Source organism: Bradyrhizobium barranii subsp. apii, assembly GCF_011516635.5.
Classification (GTDB): domain Bacteria; phylum Pseudomonadota; class Alphaproteobacteria; order Rhizobiales; family Xanthobacteraceae; genus Bradyrhizobium; species Bradyrhizobium barranii.
The window spans coordinates 5,620,075-5,643,071 of sequence record NZ_CP096255.1 but is presented as its reverse complement, the minus strand read 5'-3'; the positions used below and the strand labels follow the sequence as shown (position 1 = coordinate 5,643,071).

Sequence of the window (22,997 nt, the reverse complement as noted above, 5' to 3'; positions counted from 1 at the left end):
GCTCGCGCTGTTGTTCGAGCCGATGATGGTGTTGCCGGCCGTGGTCTGCGACCCGCCGAAGCCGGCGGCCCACACGCTCCAACGTTGTTCGAAGGTCGGAGCTGCCAGCGCCTTGGTGGACATCGCCGCATAAGCGTCGCGCTCGCCAACAGTTCGACCGCGTGCCGCGTAGGCCGAGCTGTCCTCGGCATACGCATTCGGCGGGCCGCCGGCGCTGACGGGACCTCCGCGACCGGAGATGAATGGATCCGTTATCACGCCGATGAACTGGTTCATCGCGTTGAACGTCGTCTGCTGGGAGCCGGTGGCGCTCTCGCCGGAGACCTGGGTCAAGCCGGCAGGACTGAGCCCAAAGAAGCCCATCGGAAGGCCGCCGTTGTTGTTGAAGGCGTAGGTCAGCGCGTTGGCGACGTTCTGCTGGTTGACGTTGAGGCCGGTGTAATTGGTGAAGGCGGCCGTCAGGTTCAGATAGGCGTTGTTGGCGTCATAGCTCAGCGTATCGCTCGCGCCCGTCGGCAGTCCGACATTGGTGATGCCCGCGAACGTCGTGCCGCCACGTCCGCCGGCTGCGGTCAGGATCGTGTATGTCTTCGAGACATAGCTGCCGGGCAGGAAATTCGCGACCACGGTCGCGCCCGTCAACGTCGCCGCGCCCGTGACATTGGCGAAGCTCGACGTCGATGGATTGACCGCAACGACGTAGAGCGCGCCCGATTGGAAGGCCAGATTGCCGGCGACCATCGTCGACGTCCCGGGCGTGTTGACGGCTCCAGGCATGAACGTGCCACCGGCATTGATCGTCGCTGCGCCGATAGTGCCCGTGCCGCCAAGCGTGCCGCCGGCGTTCACGGTCATGGTCGAATTGGCCAGCGAGCCGTTCACCAGCAGCGTGCCGGCGGCGATCGACCACGGCAATGCAGCGCTATTGGTGCCGCTTAGCGTCCAGGTCGAAGCGCCCGTCTTCTCGAAGCTCGCGAAGCCCCGATACTGCGCAGCGGCGCCGATCAGCGAAACGTCGAAAGAAGCAGTGGGGTTGGTGTTGCCGCCGAACTGCAAGGCGCCGTTGCCCGTCTGATCGACGACGTTGCCGCTGAAGCTGTAGCCGGCCTGAAGCTGCAGCGTGTTCGCGCCGCCGGTGAAGGTGATGGCGTTGGCACGCGTGACGCCGTCGCCGGCGAGACCGCCTGAAATCGATCCGCTGTTGATGATGCTGAGATTGGTGCCGATGACGCCGGCGCCGCCTGCACCGACCGCGCCGGAGACCCCGGCGGTGACGGTGCTGCTGCCGGAGCTACCGCTCGCGCCGGCGCTGCCGCTCACGCCGGAGAAGCCGTTCGTCCCCGTGGTGCCGTTCGTGCCGCCGCTGGCGGCCAAGGCCCCGGCACCGCCGACGCCGCCGGAGCCGCCGACACCACCGCTGCCGGCGCTGCCCGCGGTGCCGCCGAGGCCACCCATGCCCGCGGCCCCGGCGATGCCGCCATTGCCGCCGGTGATCGTGCCGCGATTGATCAGCGTGCCGCCGTTGGAGAAGGCGGCGCCAACGCCGCCGGTGCCACCATAGCCGCCATTGCCGCCATCGGTCGAGCCGACCACGTTGACGCCAGCGGTGCCGTTGCCGCCAGCGCCGCCAACGCCGCCAACGCCGCCAACGCCGCCGACACCGCCGTTGCCCGCATTGCCACCGGCGCCGCCGTTGCCGCCACTGCCTGCGGTGCCGCCGCGGCCGCCATCGCCGCCGGTGATGATGCCTTGATTGGTCAGCGTGCCACCGTTTGAAATGGTCACGCCGGCGCCGCCGGCGCCGCCATGACCACCTACGCCGGCATCGCCGGCGCTTCCTCCGCTCCCGCCGTTGCCACCCATTCCGCCGGCGGCGCCGCTGCCGCCGCTGCCGCCAGCGACGGCCGGGAGAAGGGCACTCGCGCCAGCACCGCCGGTGCCCGCTGTGCCGGCGTCACTGCCGTTGCCCCCGGCGGCGCCGTTGCCGGCATTGCCGCCGGAGCCGCCAATCCCGCCGGCGCCACCAGCGATGTTGCCCGAAACTGTAACGGTCCCGCCGTTCGTGAGCTGGACACCATCGCCGCCGCTGGATCCGCTACCGCCAATGCCGCCATTTCCGCCGGCGCCACCATTCCCGCCGTTGCCGCCAGCGCCACCAACCAGACCGTTGTTGCCATTGAGAAAGCCGGAGCCGGAGGACCCGTTGGCGCCATTGTCGCCTGTGCCGCCGGCGCCGCCGATCCCGCTTGCGCCGCCATTGGCGCCGTTGCCGCCAGCGCCGCCATTGCCACCGGCGCCTCCCATGATCGTTTGGGAAATTGAGAGCGTGCCACCGCTCGTCACCTGCAGACCAACGCCACTGTCGGCACCATTGGCGCCATCGCCTGCGTGGGCGCTGGCGCTGCCGCCGGTGCCACCATTGCCACCGCGCCCGCCGGCTACGCCGAGCCCGATGCTGGATCCCGCGTTGCCGCCGTTGCCGGCCATGCCGCCGGCGCTGCCTGCACCGCCAGCGCCACCGCTGCCGCCGGTACCTGCCGTGACGCTTTGCAAAATCGTCACGGTGCCGCCACCCGTGACCTGGATGCCGTCGCCACCGCTGCCGCCGATCGCACCATTGCCGCCGGCACCAACCCCGCTATTGCCGCCGTTTCCACCGGTCCCGCCATCGAGCGCGCCGAGAACATTGGCGCCGGAAGCGCCCGCACCACCGCTCCCGCCGTGACCCGCTGTACCGCCGCGCCCGCCGCTGCCGCCATCGCCGCCGGCGACCGTTTGCTGGACCGTCGTGGTGCCTGCGCTGGTGACCTGCACGGCGGTGCCGCCATTGCCGCCGCCGCCGGCAGCGCCCCCGCTGCCGAGGACGTTGCCACCGGTCCCGCCGGTCACACCAGCGACGCCCAGGGAGAGAGCACTGGCTCCATTGCCGCCGCTCCCGCCGGCGCCGCCACTGCCACCAACCCCACCCGCGCCGCCGGTCGCCGCTATCGAAAGGGTGCTGCCGCCGACGCTGACCTGCACGCCGGCGCCACCCGCACCACCGCCGCCACCGACGCCGCCGCTGCCCGTTCCCGCGCTGGCATCAAGGCCACCAATGACAGCAGAACCATCGGCGCCGCTCGCGCTGGCGCCGCCGTGACCGCCGGCGCCACCCGCTCCACCGGAGCCGGCACCGAGTGCACCTTCGCCGCCACCGCCGCCGCCACCGCCACTACCCGCAGTCAGGGCTGAGTTGCCGTTGCCGCCATTGCCGCCGTTGCCACCGGCAACGCTGCCGCCGTCACCGCCAAGTCCGCCGTCGCCGCCCGAGGTCGCCGTGCCCCCGGAGCCTCCGGTGCCGCCTGCGGCAGCGCCGCCGCCGCCGCCCGCGCCTTGTCCGGTCGCGTTGTCACCGCCATTCCCACCGTTAGGAGAGGCGCTGGTACCGGCCGCGCCACCGCCGCCGCCCGTGCCATTGCCACCGGCTCCGCCAGCGCCGCCGTCGGCGCGCACCGACACGATCGTCAGCGCCAGTGCGACAGCCGTGCTCGCCAACAATGTAGGGAGCCTGAAACGGCGCCGGGTCGGACAAGAACCAATTCTCGATTCAATTATCAATTGTATTACCGGCAGCCTTGGCACCGACCCGCAGGCCATTCCGAGGTGAAATCCTCAGAAACAGACCGCAACATATTCGCTCGCCGAAGCGGCTCAACGAGAATGGTCTTGCCTGCCAGGAATACCGTTTGATTTCGGTCGCCTGTCACCCGGAAACAACATCGACACCCGCCGCGAGACCGCGGATGACGTCAGCGAGCATTCGTAATTCAGTGCAGTTCTCAGTCAGCGCACAGACAATCCGCGCGCTTTCGAAGCCGTGAGAAAATGCTCTAGCCCGCCGTCATCCCGCCGCCGTTCAGCGCCTTCCTGATCATCTCGGCGAGCTGGTTGCGGCGGTAGGGTTTTGTCAGCAGCAGCACGCCGTCGTCGAGCTTGCCGTGGTGGACGATGGCGTTGTCGGTGTAGCCGGAGGTGTACAGCACCCTCACGCCCGGCCGGCGCTTGGCCACCTCTTCGGCGAGCTCGCGCCCGCTCATACCGCCGGGGATGACGACGTCGGTGAACAGGAGGTCGAAGTCCTGGCCGGCCTCGATCATGTCCAGCGCGGCCCGGCTGTCGGGCGCGGCGACCGTGTCGTAGCCGAGGCTCTGCAGCTGCGCGGTGACGAAGTTGCGCACCAGCGTGTCGTCCTCGACCACGAAAATGGTCTCGGCGCCGCCTTCGGCCTGCGGCGCCACTGGGGCCGCCGCGTCCGTCATGCCGTCGCCCGGCGGCAGATAGAGCTTGATCGTGGTGCCGTGGCCTTCCTCGCTGTAGATCTTGATGTGGCCGCCGGACTGCTTGACGAAGCCGTAGACCATGGAGAGGCCGAGGCCCGAGCCCTTGCCGACCTCCTTGGTGGTGAAGAACGGCTCGAAGGCCTTCTGCTGGATGTCCGCTGACATGCCGGTGCCGGTGTCGCTGACCGCGAGCATCACGTAGGGGCCGGGCTGCACCTCCGCGTGGGCCTGCGCATAGGCCTCGTCGAGCACGACGTGGTGGGTCTCGAGCAGCAGCTTGCCGCCGTTCGGCATGGCGTCGCGGGCGTTGATCGCCATGTTGAGCACGGCATTGGTGAGGCGGGACGGATCGATGTGCGCGGTCATCGGTCCCTGTTCCAGCACGGTCTCGATCTGGATCTGCTCGCCGAGGGTGGGGCGCAGCAGCTTGGCGATATCGGCGATCGCGCCGTTGATCTCGACATTGCGCGGTTGGAGCGGCTGCCTTCGTGCAAAGGCGAGCAGATGCTGGATCAGCTCGGCGCAGCGCTCGGCGGCATCGTCGATCAGGCGGGCCACGCGCTGGAGCTCGGGCTGCTGCTTCAGGCTCGCCACCAGCGTCTCGGTATTGCCTGATATCACCGTGAGCATGTTGTTGAAGTCGTGCGCGACGCCGCCGGTCAGCTTGCCGATCGCATCCAGCTTCTGCGACTGGTGCAGCTGCCGCTCGGTTTCGCGCGACGTGGTCGCGTCGTGATAGACCAGCACGGCGCCGGAGACGTTGCCTTGTCCGTCGCGCATCGGCCGGCCGCTGATCATCAGATGGCGGGGATCGTTGCCGTTATGCGGGCGGACGATCATCTCCAGATTCTCGAACTGCTCGCCGCGCAGCACGCGCGTCGAGGGCAGTTCGTCCGCCCTGAGCGGCGTGACGCCGTCGCCGTGAAACACGTCGGACAGGGCGCGCAGATTGCGCAGGCTCATGCCGGCGCGATGCAGCAAGATGCGCTCCGCGGCCGGATTGGACAGAAGGACAGTGCCCTCGGCGTCGATCACCAGCACAGCCTCGGCCATGCTGTGGAACGTGCTCTGGAGCACGTTGACCGACAGCCGCAGCTCGTCATGCGCGTTGACGAGATGCTCGGTGCGCTCGGCGACGGCCGCCTCGAGTTGCTCCTTCGCCGCCGTGGTCTCCAGCAGCGTGCTCTTCAGCGCGACCGTGGTGCGCTGGCTCTCGCGCATCAGCATTGCGACCAGCAGCAGGATCACCAGCGCGCCGATCACGTCGATGCCGAGCAGGACGATGCCGGTGCGCCGGGAACTCTGGGCGCGGGCGGCGAGCAATCGCTCTTCCTCCGCGCTCAGCTGATCGAGATTGCCCATCACCGTGTCCATCAGGCCGCGACCCTCGCCCTTGCCCTGGAGCGCGGCAACGCCGGCCTGGTCGTTCTCGGCGCGGAGGCGCATCACCTCTGCGGCGATCTCGACCCGGCGCAGCGCCAGCGGCTCGGTGCCCTCGATGAGCGCGACCTGATCGGGATTGTCACGCAGGCTGCGCTTGAGATCAGCGAGCGCCGGCGCGATCTGGGCGTGCACCGCCTGAAACTCGTCGCTGAAGCTCGGGTTGCGATAGATCTCGTAGCCGCGCGCGGCGCTCTCGGCGCGCCGCATCAGCACGCGCAGATCGGAGATCTTCTTCTGCGTCTCGATGGTGTGATTGACCCAGGCGGCATCGTACCGCGACTTGACGTCGAGTCCGATCGAGGCGGCGGTGATGATCAGGAGGATTGCAAGTCCAGCACCGAGAATGACGCGCTGCGTTGGGATCAAGGGGCTTCTTTCTTGTCCTTCGGCTGCGCGGCCTCGCCAAGGCATTCTCGGATCGTGGTCAGGAGTGCGTCCGGCGTGAACGGCTTGCGCAGGCAGCGTGTCGCGCCGAGTTCCAGTGCCATGCGGAGGAAATCGGGGGAGGGCGAGGCGGACGAGGCGAAGGCGTAGCCGGACATCGCGATCAGAGGGATCGCCGGCGCGCGCTCGTGAAAGATGCGGATGGATTCGAAGCCGCGCATGTGCGGCATGAAGATGTCGACCAGCATCACGTCAAACGTCTGCGCTTCGAGCGCAGCCAGTCCCGTTTCGCCGCCGTCAGCCATCGTGACATCGAAGCCCTGACGTTGGAGCAGGACCTCGATGGTCGCGCCGACCATCGGATCGTCATCTACCACGAGGATACGCGGCATGACATTTCCCAGTAGATCGAAGTCCCAACATTCATCGGTGATATAGGCGAATCGCGGGACGGGTCAATTTGGGATTGGATCATTGTAGATATGCACGGTGCGGTGAATAGAGGTCCCTCGCGCCTCGCATGTATAGATCGTCGCACGCGATGCGCGGGCTGCGCGCGAAACTGGCGATGAGCGCGCGACAAACGAAAGAGGCGCCGCACCGATGCGACGCCTCTTCCATCAAGCGTTGTCGATCTGCTTACGGGCAGGGATGACGCTGGCCGTCATAGCCAAGATACGTGCCCGAACCCGGATCGTATGATCTGTATCGCTGCGCGCAATAAGCCGACGAGTCACCACCGCTATCCGGCACCACCGCGACCGACGGTTCGTCATAATAGCTGTCGTCGCCATAGTAGTAGGGATCGTTGTAGTACCCGCCACCGTAGTAGGCGTAGGAGCCGAGCCCGCCGATCGCAGCACCGGCTGCGACGCCCGGCCAGAAACCGCCACCATGACGACGCCAGCCGCCACCGTGCCAGTTGCCACCGCCGCCGCGCCAGTTGTTACCCGCGACTGCGAGGGGACGGCCGCCGCCACCACTAAACGTGGCTCCTGCGGTCGGACGCATGGCTAGGCCGGCGCTCGGGCGCATGGCTCCGGCAGCGAAATTGCCGCCGCCGCCACCGAACCGCGCGCCGCCAAAGCTGCCGCCGCCCATGCGGGCGCCGCCACCGCCGAAATGGGCGCCGCCACCACCGCCAAAATGACCACCGCCGCCACCGCCGTGGCCGCCACGGCCCTGGGCGAAGCTCGGCGTCGCCAACGGAAGGACCAACGCGACCGCTGCCGCGACGCTCAAAATTCTCAGACTTTTCATGTTCAAACTCCTTATTCCCTGAAGCAAACCTCTTGAAGGGCCCGCGGTTCCAGGGTTCACGCCGGTGTGCGCGTGTGGCGCAGGTTTCCATGCGGCCGCTGTACCCGGCATGAACGGATCGCGTCCGATTTGCGGCAGTGCTTGCGCCGGGCACCACATTTTGCGGGGGGCACCGCCGCCCCCGCGGAACTGGACATTTCGCCGCCCGGATGGCATCAGGGCCTCACGAAGCAGGGCCCTAGCCGTATGAAACAGTTCTTCCTCAAGTTCTTCACCTGGTGGAGTGGCCAGACCTTTGGCACCCAGCTCTGGACCAAGCGGTACGGCGAGCTGGTCGGCCAGGACGAGCAGGGAAACCGCTATTATCGGACCCGCGGCGGGGCGATTGATCCGACGCTCGGATTCGAGCGGCGCTGGGTCATTTATAACGGCTACGCCGAGGCAAGCCGCATCCCGACGGGTTGGCACGGCTGGATGCATCACGTCGTCGATGTGCCGCCGACCGAAGAGAACTACCAGCCGCGCGAGTGGCAAAAACCGCACCAGCCGAACCCCACCGGCACGCCGAACGCCTATCGGCCCTCCGGCTCGACGCTTGCCAGCGGCAAGCGTCCCAAGGCGACCGGCGACTACCAGCCCTGGACGCCCGGCTAGCTTTCCGATCTCCGTCCGAATCCTTGCCGTGGGGGCGGATGCATCAGCATCCGCCTCACCTTGCTGTGGACAACGGGAACAGCGGGGACAGCGCCTGCGCGGGCGTTGCAGCTACGCGAGCGATGCGGCTCAATGGTCCCATCTTACGGAGATGGGAGACCATCGCGTTCGGTTCGGGCAACAGTTCGCGACTGTCCCGAGATGCAGCGGCCGCCGACGAGGACTCGATCGGGAGATAGGCCCCCGGTCTGGAAGTTCGAAATCGCCCGATGGAATGTGCAGCCACCGTAAGACAGGAAAAGCCGCTTGGGAAACCGAGCGGCCTTTTTCTTTGATCTGTTGCTCTGCTCGCTTCTCAGAGATGGAGCGTCGGTGAGTTGCCGACCGGCATCATCTCATAGGGCGGCTTCCAGCCCGGCAGTTCGGCGACACGCCGGCGCCAGGCATCAATCGCCGGGAAAGTCGCGGCAAGATCAAAGCCCGTCTCCTCGGTCGGATAGTACAGATAGCCCAACATTGAGAAATCGACGATCGTCGGCCGATCGCCCAGCATGAAGCTGCGGTGGGAGAGGTGTCTGTCGACGATCGAGAAGGCGCTGTCGGTCCGCGCGCGCAAGTAAGCGAGCACAGCGGGATGGGCGGGCTCCGGCATGAAGCAGCGTTGAAACCGGTGCTGGGCAAAGTTCGCGGTGAACTTGTGGTTGTCGAACAGCAGCCAGCGCGTGGCTTCGAACGTCTCCTCGGGCGTCGGACCGAACACGCCGTGGGTCCCGGCGAGCCACAGCAGGATCGCACCGGACTGGCTCATGTGCCGGCCATCGACCTCGAGGACAGGGACTTCGCCCATGACATTGGTGGCGGCCCGCCAGTCAGGCGTGCGGGTCTCGCCGCCGGCGAAGTCGAGGCCGACCGGCTCCCAGTCGAGCCCGGCGCAGTTGAGGAATAGCGCGACCTTGAACGAATTGCCCGAAGCTCCGATGCAGTGCAGCCGGTATCGCGCCATGGTCAGATCCTCCTGTGCGCACGCGACCGGGAAGCGTCCGTGGGCGTTGGGCGCGATCCAGATTGTCGCGACAGGCTCCTGACAGCGTCATGTCAGCAGTGCGGAGCTTCCGGACGATGCTTTGCATTGCCCGGGAAGTGCTGCGCTGCGTTCGGGGCGCGTGAGCAAAACCTCTGCTCTACACCCGCTCAGCCGCGCGCTTGACCGCCTCGAGGCGGCGGGCCTGGTTTGCGGCGCCGCGCTCTCTCAGCAAGGCCAGCACTTCGGCCGGCGCGGTGTCGGGCGAGCCTGAATTGAACGGCGGGGCCGGGTTGTATTCGATCTGGAGCTGGATCGCTTCCGCCGTGGTGCGGTCGACCAGGATCGACACCAGCGTCAGCGCGAAATCGATCCCGGCGGTGACGCCGCCGCCGGTGACGCGGTTGCGGTCGATGCAGACGCGCGTCTTGGTCGGCGTCGCGCCGAACTGGCCGAGCATCTCCATCGCGCTCCAATGGGTGGCAGCGCGGTAGCCCTTGAGCAGGCCGGCAGCGCCGAGCGCCAGCGCCCCCGTGCAGACCGAGGTGACGTACTTGGCGCCTTCGGCCTGCCTGCGCAGGAAATCCAGCACCTCTTCGTCATTGAGCAGGTCGTTGGTGCCGCCGCCGCCGGGCACGCAGATCACGTCGAGCTGCGGACAGTCGGCGAATGTCGTGGTCGGCGTCAGCGTCAGCACGGAATCGCTCGGCACCGGCTCGATCCGTTTCCAGATCAGGTGCAGCTTCGCGCCGGGGACGGAGGAGAACACCTGCAAGGGACCGGTGAAGTCGAGCTGGGTGACGCGCGGAAACACCAAAAGACCGATCTGGAGCGGTGACGACATGGGCAGGTCCTCCAAAGATGAGCTTGACGGACGCAGCCTCTCATGATGCCCTTCTGTCCAAAATGGCGTAATTCCCTCGCTTTCGGACATAACCATGATCGGCATCCTGATCTTCCCCGATTTCCAGTTGCTCGATGCGGCCGGCCCGATCTCGGTGTTCGAGATCGCGGCGCGCGCCACCGGCAAGACGAGCACCGGAATCCGCGTGCTGGCACTGAACGCGGGGCCCGTGCGCAGCTCGTCCGGCGTGGAAATGATGGCGCGCGACTTCAAGTCGGCGAACGCGATCACCACCCTGGTCATCGCAGGTGGCGCAGGCGTAACGGACGCCGCACGCTGCGAGGTCACGCGCGCCTTCGTGCAGCGGCTGGCGCGACGCGGTGTGCGGGTCGCCAGCGTCTGCTCGGGCGCCTATGTGCTGGCCGAGGCGGGCCTGCTCGATGGACGACGCGCCACCACGCATTGGGGCCGCACACGGGATTTCGTCGCGCGCTATCCCAAGGTGAAGTTCGAGCCGGACCAGATCTTCACGCATGACGGCAATGTGTGGACGTCGGCGGGCATCACGGCGGGCATCGACCTCGCGCTCGCGATGGTCACCGAGGACCATGGCGAGGAGATCGCGCAACAGGCCGCCCGCCAGCTCGTGCTGTATCATCGCCGCAGCGGCGGCCAGTCGCAGTTCTCCTCACTGCTGGAATTGAAGACACCGAACGGCCGGTTCGGCGCGCTGCTGTCCTGGGCGCGCGAGAACCTCGATGCCCGGCTGACGGTCGAAGATCTCGCCGATCGTGCCGGCATGAGCGCACGGCATTTTGCCCGCGCCTTTGCCGCCGAGACCGGCACGACGCCGTCGAAGGCGATCGAGCGCTTACGGATCGAGGTCGCGCGCGAGCGCGTGCAGTCCTCGCGCGAGGCGATCGAGCTCGTCGCGGAGGCGACCGGATTTGGCGACCCCGAGCGCATGCGGCGCGCCTTCATCCGCGCCTTCGGCCAGCCGCCGCAGGCGCTGCGGCGCGCGGCGCGGGCGGGTTAGGGAATCTCACCTGGCACTCGAGCGTGGAGGCGAAGATGGGCGGGATGGAGTACAGCAACGAGAACGCGAAACGGCTCCAGAGAATCTATCTCACGGGGGACGTGACCGCCCAGCGCGCGGAGACCATTCGGCAGCTCAATCTGTCCGCCGGCGAGAGCGTTCTCGATATCGGATGTGGTCCCGGCTATCTCTGCGAAAGCATGGCGCAGATCGTTGGGCCTGATGGTGCTGTCCTCGGTATCGATGTGTCGACTGACCTGATCGAGGTCTGCAACCGGCAGAAGGCTTCCGCCTGGATTTCATATGCGATCGGCAACGCCACGGAATTGGGTCAACCTGATGCGTCGTTCGATGTCGTCGTGTGCACGCAGGTTGCCGAGTACGTGCCTGATGTTGACCGCGTCCTCGCAGAGACGTTTCGCGTGCTCAAGCCGGGGGGCCGCACGATTTTTGTCGCAACGGATTGGGACGCGGTGGTGTGGCATTCCGAAAGCCCGGAACGTATGGCCGCGGTGATGAAATCATGGGAAGCGCACTGCGCTCACCCGCGCCTCCCGAGGTCGATGGCCCACAGATTGGTGAATGCACGACTTCACCTGGACGGTGCGTCGGTCTTTCCAATCCTGAATTTGCAGTACGATGACGATAGCTACAGCAAGGGGCTGGCCCAGGGCATTCGGGACTTCGTCGCCCGCAGGAACGACGTTTCAGCCGGTGATCTCGAAGCATGGCACAGCGAGTTCGAGCATCTCAGCGGGGCGGGACAATACTTCTTCAGCACCAACCGCTATCTCTTCAGGGCCTCAAAGCCGGCTGCGACGCCGCTATGACTGCGGCCTAGGTCGCCTTGCCTGCAGCGGCCTCGCCGTTGCCATCCGCGCGGGCCACCAGGCGGCGTGCAATCGGCGTCAGCATGTAGGGCGCAAGATGGATCGGAAACTGCGTCATCGCGAAATAGAGCCAGGTGGTTGGCGGCAGCGCGCCGGCGGTCGCGGCCAGCATCAGGCCCAGATTGCGCTGTGACACCATCAGCCCGAGCGCCAGCGCGCGCTCATAGCCGATGCGGCGGAACAGCAGCGTGGTGACGGCGAGCAGCGTGAAATAGATCGCGAAGGACAGAGCCGCCAGGCTGATGGTGAACACCGGCTGCGCCACCAGATCGTTCACAACATCGCCCATGATCGCGGCGGCGAAGATCAGGAGGATGATGATGTTGAAGCCGTCGATCGGCTTCCTGTGGCGCTGGATCGCTTTTGCGCCGAACACCCAACGGATGATGGTTGCGGCCAGCAGCGACGCCGCGAGGATGCCGAGCAGCTTCAGGCCGAGCGTCGCCGGCGTGACGCTGAGCATGCCGTCGAGGAACAGGCTTGCGAACAGCGACGCTGTGAAGGGGACCAGCGCGGTGGAGGTCACCAGCGTGACCAGCACGAGCGTGGCATCGAGGCCCATCAGCGCGGCGAGCGCCGGAGACGCCATCATGGGCGAGGCCATGCTCTGGAGCATCAGGGCAACGGAAAGGCCGGGCGAGCGGTCGTTGAGCCCTGTTGCATAGATGATCAGTCCGACGATCAGCGGCACGCCCATCGTAGTCCAGGCGGTTGCGGTCGCAATCAGCGCCGGGCGGCGTAGGTGACCGTACAGCGCCGCGAGATCGACTCGCATGAAGGAGATGCAGAGCAGGACGAGGATCGCTTCGGTGATGTAGGGCCGCAGCAGCGCGCCGAGCGGCGGCACGGCGGCGGCGACGAACACGACCGCCGCGACCCCGCGGGTGCCCTGGCTGCCGAGCCATGTCAGCGCGCGCAGGGGGAGGGCGAAGACGGTTTGAAGAACGAAGGGCATGGGAGGCGTCGGGGATGTCCCGGGTTCTGTTGAATTTCTGAAGAGGTCGGCGTTGCCCACCTTGAGCCGGTAGGCTCGGGGTGCTGATTCCACAAAGGAGAGCAACGCCATGACGAGAGATATCACACCGGCTGGTTGGCCGGCGACCGGGGCTGTGGAGAAATCATTTGCGGAAGTGCGAGCGAGCTTCGATCGGTTCTGCCTTGCGGCAGGAATCGAGGCGCTCGGCACGATGATGGAGGCGGATGTGACAGCGGCCTGCGGGCCGCGCCACGGTCGTGATGCGGCGCGGCGGGCGCACCGTTGGGGCCGAACGCGGGGGCGGATCGGTTTCCACGGCGGCAAGATCGAGGTCGATCGCCCGCGGGTCCGGGGCATGGACGGCCGCGAGGTCACGATCCCGAGCTGGGAAACGGCGGCGCAGGAGGACTGGCTCGGTCGCTGGGCGATGAACCTGATGCTGATCAATGTGTCGACGCGCCGGTTCGGCCGCGCCGTCCGGCTGCCCGAGGGTGACGTGCCGGCACCGCCCGGATCGGGGATTTCGAAGTCGGCGGCCTCGCGGAGGTTCGTGGCTCTGTCGGCGGCGCGGCTGGCCGACTTCATGGCTGCCGATCTGTCCGCGCTCGACCTTCTGGTGGTCCAAATCGACGGGCTGCATCTCGACGACGATCTCGTGCTGGTGGCCGCGATCGGGGTTGACGGCGAAGGCAACAAGCATCCGCTGGCGCTGGTGGAAGGGGCGACCGAGAATGCAGCAACGGTTCAGGCCCTGCTGGACAACCTGGTCTCGCGCGGGCTCGACCCGACGGTGCCAAGACTGTTCATCGCCGACGGCGCGAAGGCGTTGTCGAAGGCGATCCGCCGCACCTTCGGTTCGGCCGCTGCGATCCAGCGCTGCCAGATCCACAAGGCGCGCAACATCATGGAACGCCTGCCGAAAGAGCATCATGCGGCCACCCGCCGGGTGCTGCGCCAGGCCTGGGAGCTCGATGACGCCGACAAGGCTGAAAAATTGATCCGCAATCTCGCGCGTCGACTCGACCAGCAATGGCCCGGCGTTGCGGCCAGTATCCTCGAAGGCCTCGACGAAATCCTGACTGTCGTCCGGTTGAAGTTGCCGAAGGAGCTTCGCCGATCGCTCGCCTGTACCAATATCGCCGAGAACATGATGGGCACCATTCGCCGCGTCACGCGCAACGTTAAACGCTGGCGGGATGCCGGTATGGCCTTGCGATGGGTCGCGGCCGGTATGATCGAGGCCAACAAGGGCTTCCGACGATTGAAGGCGCATAAGCAATTGTCGGTTCTGCGTGCGGCCCTTCAAGCTCACCACGATCGCATGACAATCAAGTCCGTTGCCCACGTCACGAGGGCTGCGTAATATTCATTCCGGCAACGTCGACCCGACGTAGTTCAACAGCGATCGGGACATCCCCGAGGCGTCAGCCCAGCTCCTTCAACCAGGCGCCGATCTCGCGCACCGCGACATTGGCCAGCGGCAGCAGCTTGCCCATGGTGAAGAAGCCGTGGAATTGGCCGGGATAATGCTTGTAGGCGACGGGCACGCCGGCTTGCCTGAGGCGCTCGGCATAGTCGTCGCCTTCGTCGCGCAGCGGATCGGCGCCGGCCGTGAGCACATAGGTCGGCGGCAAACCGGCGAGGCTTTTCGCGCGTGCCGGCGAGGCGCGCCAGTCGTGGATGTCGGCTGTGCCGTTGAGATAGTGATCGCGGAACCAGCGGATCACCGAATGCGTCAGCAGCACGCTGGTCTCGGGCTCGCTGTGGGAGCCGTGCGTCATGGCGAAATCGGTCGCGGGGTAGATCAGGACCTGGCCCGCGATCTTCGGACCATTGCCGTCGCGTGCGGTGAGTGCGACCACGGCGGCGAGATTGCCGCCGGCGCTGTCGCCGCCGATCGAAAGGCGCGAGGCATCGATGCCGAGTTCGCGCGCATTCGCGGCGATCCATTTTGTGGCGGCGATCGCGTCATCGGCGGCGGCGGGAAACTTGTGCTCGGGCGCGAGGCGGTAATCGACCGAGATCACGATCAGCGCGCCTGAAACGGCGAGCTGGCGGCAGACGACGTCGTGGGAGCCGAGATCGCCGATCACCCAGCCGCCGCCATGGAAGAACACCAGCGCCGGCGACAACCCGTCCTGAAGGCGCGGATCCTTCGGCACGTAGATGCGGGCGGGGATTTCGCCGTGCGTCGCCGGGATCGCCAGCGCGGCGACGCGCGCCAGTTCCGGCGGCTCGGGGTTGGTGGCGAAGCGGGCCTGCCCGTAATAGGCGCGGGCTTCCGGTGCGGTCAGGGTCTCGTAGGCGGGGCGGCCGGCGTCCTGGAACGCCTTGTAGACAGCGGCGGCATCGGGATCGAGCACGACGGGCATGGGAGCGACCTTGGGCTTTCTGTTGTCGTTGGACGTCGTTTCCGGGGGCGCTGCCCGCCTCAGCCCCGGGGAGGGGCCGGTGAACTATCCCATCCGGTCGCCGGTCTGGCCAGCCGGCGGCGGGCAGGGCAGGGATGCCGCCCTTCCCCCGCCGTATTCGCCGTGTTAACCGGATGGCCTGCGAGCGGCGGTATCCCCTGTAGAATGTCCAGCAAGCCCGATTCGCTGTTGAAGCCGCGCGAGAAGATGGTTCGAACCTTTACCCTTACAAGACTTGCCCTGCCAGGTCTTGCGGCGCTTCTGGCCGCCACCGCATTGACGGTTGCGACGCCCGCGCAGGCGCAGATCGGCACGATCTTCTCCGACCCGCCGCCGCGGCCGCCGGGTTCGATTCCGCGTGGTCAGCCGCAGCCTCAGATCCCCGATGACGACGAAGAGGTCCCCGAGCTGCCGCCGCAGGGCCGCGTGCTGCCGTCGCGCCCGATGGCGCCGCCGCCGGGCCGGCAAGGTAACGTGATGCCGGGGCCGGTCGAGTCCCAGCCCCTGGCGCCGCCGCCGGGCTCAACCGTCGCTCCGCCGAACCAGCCGCCGTCCGTGGCGGTCGCTCCGCCCAATCCGCAAGCCGCCCCGGGTGCGCCCGGTCAGCGCCAGCCCCAGCAGAAGGGCGGGCCGGGCGGCACTGTCCCGCAGACCCCGGCTAGCCTCCAGCCGGGCGACGAGGTCGTGACCGAGCCGCCGGCCCAGAAGATCGTGAACAAGAAGGCGACCTTCTCCGGCCTCGACAAGATCACCGGGCGCATCATCAATTTCGACGAGGACATCGGCGAGACCGTCCAGTTCGGCGCGCTGCGGGTCAAGACCGACGCCTGCTACACGCGGCCGGCGACGGAGGCCACCAATACCGACGCCTTCGTCGAGGTCGACGAGATCACCTTGCAGGGCGAGGTGAAGCGCATCTTCTCGGGCTGGATGTATGCGGCAAGCCCCGGCCTGCACGGCGTCGAGCATCCGATCTACGACATCTGGCTCACCGACTGCAAAGAGCCGCAGCAGACCATTGCAACCGCGGCGCCCGATCCGGCCGCGGCAAAGCCGCCGGCTCCGCCGCCCGCGCAGAAGAAGGCGGCGCCACCCAAGCAGGCCGTGCAGCAGCGCCCGCCGCAGCCCTTGCCGCCGATCCAGCAGCAGCAGCCGGCGCCGCCACCCCCGCCGCCGCCGGAGCAGCGGCCGGGCCTGTTCGGTATCCCGGGGTTTGGGCGTTAGACCAAATCCCCGGGTTCGGGCGCTAGGCCCCATCACCGATTATGGCCGGGAGGCGACGATGTCGAGCGCGCGCGCGCCCGGGATCGCGTCACCGGCTGACAGCCTCAGGAAATCGCCGGGGTCGCCGGCGAGGGCCTTGTCGAGCAGTGCGGTGTAGCGCCGACGCGAAATCTCGACCGCGCCAAAACTCTTCAAGTGCTCGGTGACGTATTGCGTGTCGAGCAGCTCGAAGCCGCCATGGATCAGCCGCGCGACCAGATGCACCAGCGCGACCTTCGAGGCATCGCGCGCGGTGTGAAACATGCTCTCGCCGAAGAAGGCGCGTCCGAGGCTCACGCCGTAGAGCCCGCCGACGAGGTCGTCGCCCTGCCAGGCCTCGACGCTGTGGCAATGGCCGAGCTCGTAGAGGCCGCCATAGAGGTCGCGGATCCGCTTGTTGATCCAGGTGTCCTCGCGTCCCGCCTGCGGCGCCGCGCAGCCGGCGATCGTTGCCTTGAACGCGGTGTTGACGGTGACGCGAAAGGCGTCCGTACGGACGGTGCGCGCGAGCCGCGAGGCCACGCGAAATCCCTCGAGCGGGATCACGCCGCGCAATTCCGGCTCGACCCAGAACAGTGTCGGATCGTCGGCGCTCTCGGCCATCGGAAAAATGCCGCAGGCATAGGCACGCAACAGCACGGCCGGCGTGATTTCAGACGAAGCGGAGTCGCGCGAAGTCATGGCGCAACAATAGCAGGATCGTGGAGGTGTTGCGAAGGGGGCGAGGGTCAGCCTGCGGCGGCGTTGTTGGTCTTGTCGGGGGCCGCGGGCGTGCGGCGGAACCTCAGCATGACGCGAGTTCCGGAATGGGCGGGGTCGCGCTCGACGGTGGCGTCGAGCTTGGTGGCCATCGCCGCGACGATGCGCTGGCCCATGCCGGTCGAGCGTGGATCCGCCTTGACCTTGTCGCCGACGCCGTTGTCGGTGATCGCCAGCAGCAGATCCTCGCCCTGCGAGGTCAGCTCGACATGGATGGGGCCGGCGCCGTCGGGATAGGCGTATTTCACCGCGTTCATCACCAGCTCGTTGACGATGATGCCGACGGCGACGGCGCGGTCCGGATCGATCTCGATCGGCTCGACCTTCACCGTCAGCCGCGACATCCGGTTGCCTTCGGCCGAGCGCCTGAGATCCTCGAGCAGCGAATCCAGATACTGGTTGAGCACCACGCTCTTCAGGTCCTGCGAGGTGTAGAGCCGGCGGTGCACCTGCGCGACCGCGGCGACGCGGCCCATCGCGTTGGTCAGCGCCGCCTTGACCTCTTCCTGGCCTGCGGAGTTCGCCTGGAGATGCAGCAGCGAGGCGATGATCTGGAGCGAGTTGCCGACGCGGTGATTGACCTCGCGCAGCAGCAGCTCACGTTCGGCAGCGAGCGCGGCGTAGCGGTCGCGCGATGCGTGGATCTCGGCCTCGGCTTCCTCGCGCGCCTTCTGCAATTCGGCCTAGCGTAGCGCGCCGTCGGCGGCGACGTGGAGCAGGGGGATGAAGTCGCCCTTGACGTCCTTGACGAGATAATCGGCCGCGCCCGCCTTCAGCGCGGTGACCGCGATGCTGGAATCCTGCGATGCGGTGACGAACACCACGGGCGGAGCGCCTGCGATCGCCATGATCTGCTCGAGCGTCTCCAGCCCGTCGAGGCCGGGCATGTACTGGTCGAGCGCCACGACGTCGATGCAGCCGTCGGCGCTGTTTTGGGTCCCCGCGCGACGGATACGCTCCAGGCCTTCCTCGCCGCTCGCGGCATGAATGACCTTGTAGCCGCGCCGCGTCAGGCCGCGCTCGACCAGGCGGGCCAGCGCCGCGTCGTCGTCGATGTAGAGCAGTGTAGGCGGGTGCTGGTTCATGAGGCGGCGGGCGGGACCTGGATGACCGAGAAGAACAGGCCGAGCTGCCGGATGGCATTGGCGAAATTCTCGTAGTTCACGGGCTTGGTGATGTAGACGTTGCAGCCGAGCTCGTAGCAGCGCTTGATTTCCTGGCTGTCGTCGGTGGTGGTCAGCACCACCACGGGCGAGGCCTTCAGATATTTGTTCTCCTTGATCTGCTTCAGGATGTCGATCCCGGTCATGTCGGGGAGATTGAGATCGAGCAGGATCAGGAGCGCATTGCCCTTCTGCACGAGCCCGCTGCCGTCGGCGCCGAACAGGTGCTTCATCGCGTCCGTGCCGTTGGCGAAGGGAATGATCTCGTTGTTGACGCCGGATCGGCGGATGTTGCGCTCGATCAGCCGGGCGTGGCCCTCGTCGTCCTCGATCATGATGATGGTGACGGGTTGAGTCATTGGTCGGCGTTCCGGTTGCTCGTGTTCCAGGTGATGGGCAGCGTGATTGTGAAGGTGCTGCCGGTATTCAGTTCCGATGATACCGACATGGTACCGCCGAGGCGGCGCACAAGTGCACGCACATGCGCAAGACCGATGCCCTGACCAGGCTTGTCCTGGGTTCCCGCCCGGCGAAACAGGTCGAAAATCCGCTGGTGATCTTTCGGATCGATCCCGCGGCCGTTATCGCTGATCTCGAAGATAGCGTAGCCAAGCTTGGTGCGCCCGCGGATTCTGATCTCGCCGGGGGCGCCGGCCTTGAGATATTTGATGGCATTGTCGATCAGATTGGAGAAGATCTGCTCCAGCGCAAGGCGGTCGCTGACGAGATCCGGCAGCGGCGCGACATGGATCTCGGCCTGCGCTTCGGCGGACTGATGCGCCAGCGTCGAGACGATGGCTTCGATCAACTCGCGGGTGTCGATCTTTTCGGGCACGAATTCGCGCCGGCCCTCGCGGGTGAGGTTGAGGATCGCCGAGATCAGGCGGTCCATCTTGGCGATCGACGACTTGATGAAGCCGAGCGCTTCGGAAAAATCCGTTGAAAGCTGCTTGTCGGGGCCTTCGAGCGTGACCTCGCCGTCAGCTAGCGGCGGGCCATCGGCCGGGACATGGGTAAGGCCGCCGATACGGCGGAAAATGTCGCCGCTGAGCTCTTCGAGTTCGCTGGTGAAGCCCATGATGTTGACGAGTGGCGAACGAAGGTCGTGGCTGACGATATAGGCAAAGCGCTGAATCTCGTTGTTGGCCTCGCGCAGGTCTGCCGTGCGTTCGTCGACCACGGTCTCGAGGTTGGCGTAGGCGTCGCGCAGGCGCGTCTCGGCCTCGTCGCGGGCCAGCACCGAGCGCCGCACCAGCCAGATCGAGATCAGGGTCAGCAGCACCACGAGGCCCGAACCGATGCCGGTCATCGAGGCCGCCAGCGTCTGGCTGCGGTCGGAATTGGCCGATCGGAGCCGGAACAGACGCTCCTCCTCCTGGATCATGGAGACGGCGACTTTGCTGATCTCGGCCGTGGTGTCGGTGGAGGCGGCCTCGCGGACCTGCGCTATGGCCTTGTCCGGCCGATTCTGGCCGATGAAGTCCAACTCCTGCTTGAATTGCCCCAGCCGGATTTCGATCGCCGCGCTCAGCTTCTCGATGTTGCCGCGTTGGTCCGGATTATCGCGGGTCAGGCGCGTGAGCTTGTCGAGGGCAGGTATGATCGCTGCCACGGCTTTCTCATGGTCGGCCTTGAAATCCGCCCCTTGGGTCAGGAGATAGCCGCGGGCGGCGCTCTCGGCACGCCGGATTTCCAGCAGCAGAGCGTTGATCTGGTTCTCCGCCTCGATGGTGTGGATCACCCATTTGCTATCGTCTCTGGCCTTGTTGACCAGGTAGACGGAGCCGGCGCTGATCACGGTCAACACCAGAAGACCCGCCGAGAACAGCAGGATCTGCCACATGGAGCGCCGTCGTTGCGCTTCAGTCGTCACGACGGTCTCGCTTCGTCACGTCAACGGAACTCAAAAGGCCCCCTCGGAACTGTCCCCGTCCAGAACGCGATGGGGGCCAAAGGGTTCCACGGGAGGAGAGGGGTCACCCCGCGACCGGTTCCTTGCCCGCGAGGTACTGTTCCAGCCAGTGGATGTGATAGTCGCCGTTGATGATGTCGTCCTGGCGCACCAGGTCGCGGAACAGCGGCAGCGTCGTCTCGATACCCTCGACCACCATCTCGTCCAGTGCCCGGCGCAGCCGCATCAGGCATTCGGCGCGGGTCTTGCCGTGGACGATGAGCTTGCCGACGAGGGAGTCGTAATAGGGCGGGATGGTGTAGCCCTGATAGACCGCGGAATCGATGCGCACGCCGAGCCCGCCGGGCTGGTGATATTGCGTGATGCGGCCCGGCGAGGGACGGAAGCTCTGCGGGTTCTCGGCGTTGATACGGCACTCGATCGCGTGGCCGATGATCTGAATCTCGCTTTGCTTGGCCGGCAGATCGCCGCCGGCAGCGATGCGGATCTGCTCCAGCACGAGGTCGATGTCGGTGATGCTCTCGGTGACGGGATGCTCGACCTGGATGCGGGTATTCATCTCGATGAAGTAGAACTCGCCGTCCTCGAACAGGAATTCGATGGTGCCGACGCCGAGATATTTCATCTCGCGCATCGCCTTGGCGCAGGTTTCGCCGATCTTGGCGCGTGCAGCGGCGGCAAGGACGGGCGAGGGACCTTCCTCCCAGACCTTCTGGTGGCGGCGCTGCAGCGAGCAATCGCGCTCGCCGAGATGGATCGCGCCGCCGCGGCCGTCACCGAGGATCTGGATCTCGATGTGGCGCGGCTTCTGGAGGTATTTTTCGAGATAGACGGACGCGTCACCGAAGGCGGACTTGGCCTCGTTGGCTGCCGTCGACAGCGCCACCTGGAGGTCGGCCTCGCTCTGCGCGACCTTCATGCCGCGGCCGCCGCCGCCGGCGGCTGCCTTGACCAGCACGGGGAAGCCGATCTTCCTGGCGATCGCCATCGCGTCGTCCTCGAGGCCGACCGCGCCGTCCGAGCCGGGCACCACGGGAATGCCGAGCTTCCTGGCCGTCTTCTTGGCCTCGATCTTGTCGCCCATCAGGCGGATGTGCTCGGCCTTGGGGCCGATGAAATGCAGATTGTGCTCGCCAAGGATTTCGGCGAAGCGCGCGTTCTCGGAGAGGAAGCCGTAGCCGGGATGCACGGCATCCGCGCCGGTGATCTCGCAGGCCGCGAGCAGCGCGGGCACGTTGAGATAGCTGTCCTTGGACGGCGGCGGCCCGATGCAGACGCTCTCGTCCGACAGGCGCACATGCATGGCGTCGGCATCGGCAGTGGAGTGCACGGCGACGGTCGCGATCCCGAGCTCCTTGCAGGCGCGCAGGATGCGAAGGGCGATCTCGCCGCGATTGGCTATGAGGATCTTGTCGAACATGGTGTCCTTAAGGGACTGGCGCGCGGGAGGCGGCTAGGGCGGCTGACCGCCCACGACCATTACTCTATGATGACGAGCGGCTCGCCGTACTCGACCGGCTGGCCGTCTTCGACCAGAATCTGCGTCACCGTGCCGGCGCGCGGCGAGGGGATCTGGTTCATGGTCTTCATGGCTTCGATGATCAGCAGCGTCTGGCCGACCGAGACCTTGCTGCCGACCTCGATGAACGGCTTGGCGCCGGGCTCCGGCGCCCAATAGGCGGTGCCGACCATCGGCGAGATCACCGCGCCCGGATGCTTCGACAGGTCGGCCGCGGCTGGCGCGGCGGCAGCTGCGGCCGCCGGCAGGACGGCGGGACCGGCCGCCATCTGCATCGGCATGGTGGCGGCTACGCTGATGTTGCGGGCGACGCGCAGGCGAAGGCCGGCCCGTTCGATCTCGATCTCGGTGAGGCTGGTCTCATCGAGCAGAAGTGCGAGCTCGCGGACGAGCGCGGAATCCTCGCTGGAAAACTTTACGGCTGTTTGTCGTCTGGCTGGCGCGCCATGTTCTGATCCGAATGTTCTGTGTGAAGAGGGAGCGTCAGGCTTTGGGCTTGATGCCGAGCTTGGCGGCAAGGCCCTGGATCGCGAGGCGGTAGCCCTCGATGCCGAAACCGCAGAGCGAGGCGAAGGCCGCGCGCGCGGTGTAGGAATGGTGACGGAAGCTCTCGCGGGCGTAGATGTTGGTCACGTGCACTTCGACGGTCGGGATCTGCACCGCGAGCAGCGCGTCGTGCAGCGCGATCGAGGTGTGCGAATAGCCGCCGGCATTGATGATGATGCCCTTCATCTTGCGGGCATGCGCCTCGTGGATGAAGTCGATCAACTCGCCTTCGCGGTTGGACTGCCGGCAGTCGGCCTTGAGGCCGTACGCCGCCGCCGCTTCGCGGCACAGCGTTTCGACGTCGGCCAGCGTCGCGTGGCCATACTTCTCGGGCTCGCGCGTCCCCAACATGTTGAGGTTCGGCCCGTTGAGAACGAGGATCGTGTCGGTTGCTGGTTCGGCCATTCCAATCCCGCAAGAGGTGCTTCGGCGTGGCGGGGGTTATAGGTAACAAAGCGCCCTAGGGGAAGCCTTGAAGGACCTCCCAGGGGGCTTCAAACAGCTCATCCGGGGGGCAAAAACCTGTGCGGAAGCTACGGAAATTGCTTGTTAACCAGTTCTAATCGTGGCTGCCGGGCGGGATAGGCAGGGGAGGCC

The 22,997-nt window shown here is 66.6% G+C and carries 17 protein-coding genes and 2 pseudogenes; 5 read left to right on the top strand and 14 right to left on the bottom strand.

Annotated features, from left to right (window positions below; all coding sequences use genetic code 11):
• Nucleotides 1–3,869: 3,869 nt before the first annotated feature.
• From HAP41_RS26845 to HAP41_RS26835, 3 genes are all read right to left on the bottom strand, one after another.
• Entirely contained in the window at nucleotides 3,870–6,128 is a 2,259-nt protein-coding gene (locus HAP41_RS26845) for a CHASE3 domain-containing protein (RefSeq protein ID WP_166096378.1), read from the bottom strand.
• Nucleotides 6,125–6,538 (bottom strand): response regulator, encoded by a 414-nt coding sequence (locus tag HAP41_RS26840; RefSeq protein ID WP_028148724.1) that lies wholly within the window; start codon nucleotides 6,536–6,538, stop codon nucleotides 6,125–6,127. Before HAP41_RS26840 ends, HAP41_RS26845 begins: the two co-directional genes overlap by 4 nt.
• Before the next feature lie 247 nt (nucleotides 6,539–6,785).
• Entirely contained in the window at nucleotides 6,786–7,406 is a 621-nt protein-coding gene (locus HAP41_RS26835; RefSeq protein ID WP_166096379.1) for a BA14K family protein, read from the bottom strand.
• A 246-nt stretch (nucleotides 7,407–7,652) separates the two neighbouring features.
• Between HAP41_RS26835 and HAP41_RS26830 the strand changes: the two genes are divergently transcribed.
• Nucleotides 7,653–8,060, top strand: a complete 408-nt coding sequence (locus tag HAP41_RS26830) for an NADH:ubiquinone oxidoreductase subunit NDUFA12 (protein WP_028148726.1) — start codon at nucleotides 7,653–7,655, stop codon at nucleotides 8,058–8,060.
• A gap of 355 nt (nucleotides 8,061–8,415) precedes the next feature.
• Here HAP41_RS26830 and HAP41_RS26825 read toward each other — a convergent pair whose 3' ends face one another.
• Both HAP41_RS26825 and HAP41_RS26820 read right to left on the bottom strand, forming a co-directional pair.
• Nucleotides 8,416–9,063 carry a glutathione S-transferase family protein gene (locus HAP41_RS26825; RefSeq protein ID WP_166096380.1) on the bottom strand — a complete coding sequence of 216 codons (648 nt, stop codon included), beginning with the start codon at nucleotides 9,061–9,063 and terminating at the stop codon, nucleotides 8,416–8,418.
• A gap of 178 nt (nucleotides 9,064–9,241) precedes the next feature.
• A complete protein-coding gene (locus tag HAP41_RS26820) occupies nucleotides 9,242–9,925 on the bottom strand; it encodes a DJ-1/PfpI family protein (RefSeq protein ID WP_166096381.1) in 684 nt (227 codons plus the stop codon).
• A 94-nt stretch (nucleotides 9,926–10,019) separates the two neighbouring features.
• Between HAP41_RS26820 and HAP41_RS26815 the strand changes: the two genes are divergently transcribed.
• Both HAP41_RS26815 and HAP41_RS26810 read left to right on the top strand, forming a co-directional pair.
• Nucleotides 10,020–10,961, top strand: coding sequence for a GlxA family transcriptional regulator (locus tag HAP41_RS26815; protein WP_166096382.1), 942 nt, complete (start codon nucleotides 10,020–10,022; stop codon nucleotides 10,959–10,961).
• A 35-nt stretch (nucleotides 10,962–10,996) separates the two neighbouring features.
• On the top strand, nucleotides 10,997–11,791 hold the full coding sequence (locus HAP41_RS26810; RefSeq protein WP_085401110.1) for a methyltransferase domain-containing protein: 795 nt from the start codon (nucleotides 10,997–10,999) through the stop codon (nucleotides 11,789–11,791).
• 7 nt (nucleotides 11,792–11,798) lie between these two features.
• Here the strand turns inward: HAP41_RS26810 and HAP41_RS26805 are convergent, their stop codons facing one another.
• The gene (locus tag HAP41_RS26805) at nucleotides 11,799–12,806 is read right to left on the bottom strand and encodes a Na+-dependent transporter (RefSeq protein WP_166096383.1); all 1,008 of its coding nucleotides are present in this window, start codon (nucleotides 12,804–12,806) and stop codon (nucleotides 11,799–11,801) included.
• Nucleotides 12,807–12,915: 109 nt separating this feature from the next.
• On the opposite strand from HAP41_RS26805, the gene HAP41_RS26800 reads away from it, so the two are divergent.
• The gene (locus tag HAP41_RS26800; protein ID WP_166064748.1) at nucleotides 12,916–14,190 is read left to right on the top strand and encodes an IS256 family transposase; all 1,275 of its coding nucleotides are present in this window, start codon (nucleotides 12,916–12,918) and stop codon (nucleotides 14,188–14,190) included.
• Nucleotides 14,191–14,251: 61 nt separating this feature from the next.
• Here HAP41_RS26800 and HAP41_RS26795 read toward each other — a convergent pair whose 3' ends face one another.
• On the bottom strand, nucleotides 14,252–15,199 hold the full coding sequence (locus HAP41_RS26795) for a LipP1 family hormone-sensitive lipase (RefSeq protein WP_166096384.1): 948 nt from the start codon (nucleotides 15,197–15,199) through the stop codon (nucleotides 14,252–14,254).
• 204 nt (nucleotides 15,200–15,403) lie between these two features.
• Between HAP41_RS26795 and HAP41_RS26790 the strand changes: the two genes are divergently transcribed.
• A complete protein-coding gene (locus tag HAP41_RS26790; RefSeq protein ID WP_166096385.1) occupies nucleotides 15,404–16,462 on the top strand; it encodes a DUF2155 domain-containing protein in 1,059 nt (352 codons plus the stop codon).
• A 39-nt stretch (nucleotides 16,463–16,501) separates the two neighbouring features.
• On the opposite strand, the gene aat is transcribed toward HAP41_RS26790, so the two are convergent.
• The 7 genes and pseudogenes from aat to aroQ all read right to left on the bottom strand — a co-directional run bounded on the left by aat (nucleotide 16,502) and on the right by aroQ (nucleotide 22,805).
• Entirely contained in the window at nucleotides 16,502–17,182 is a 681-nt protein-coding gene (aat, locus tag HAP41_RS26785; RefSeq protein WP_166096386.1) for a leucyl/phenylalanyl-tRNA--protein transferase, read from the bottom strand.
• Nucleotides 17,183–17,229: 47 nt separating this feature from the next.
• Nucleotides 17,230–18,345 (bottom strand): annotated as a pseudogene (locus tag HAP41_RS26780) (sensor histidine kinase).
• A complete protein-coding gene (locus HAP41_RS26775; RefSeq protein WP_166096387.1) occupies nucleotides 18,342–18,782 on the bottom strand; it encodes a response regulator in 441 nt (146 codons plus the stop codon). Before HAP41_RS26775 ends, HAP41_RS26780 begins: the two are co-directional and overlap by 4 nt.
• Nucleotides 18,779–20,296 (bottom strand): sensor histidine kinase, encoded by a 1,518-nt coding sequence (locus tag HAP41_RS26770; RefSeq protein ID WP_166096388.1) that lies wholly within the window; start codon nucleotides 20,294–20,296, stop codon nucleotides 18,779–18,781. Before HAP41_RS26770 ends, HAP41_RS26775 begins: the two co-directional genes overlap by 4 nt.
• 103 nt (nucleotides 20,297–20,399) lie before the next feature.
• Nucleotides 20,400–21,755, bottom strand: coding sequence for an acetyl-CoA carboxylase biotin carboxylase subunit (gene accC, locus HAP41_RS26765; protein ID WP_166096389.1), 1,356 nt, complete (start codon nucleotides 21,753–21,755; stop codon nucleotides 20,400–20,402).
• Between the two features lie 59 nt (nucleotides 21,756–21,814).
• A pseudogene (gene accB / locus HAP41_RS26760) lies at nucleotides 21,815–22,302 on the bottom strand (acetyl-CoA carboxylase biotin carboxyl carrier protein).
• A gap of 35 nt (nucleotides 22,303–22,337) precedes the next feature.
• Nucleotides 22,338–22,805, bottom strand: coding sequence for a type II 3-dehydroquinate dehydratase (gene aroQ / locus HAP41_RS26755; RefSeq protein ID WP_166096390.1), 468 nt, complete (start codon nucleotides 22,803–22,805; stop codon nucleotides 22,338–22,340).
• Nucleotides 22,806–22,997 lie beyond the last annotated feature (192 nt).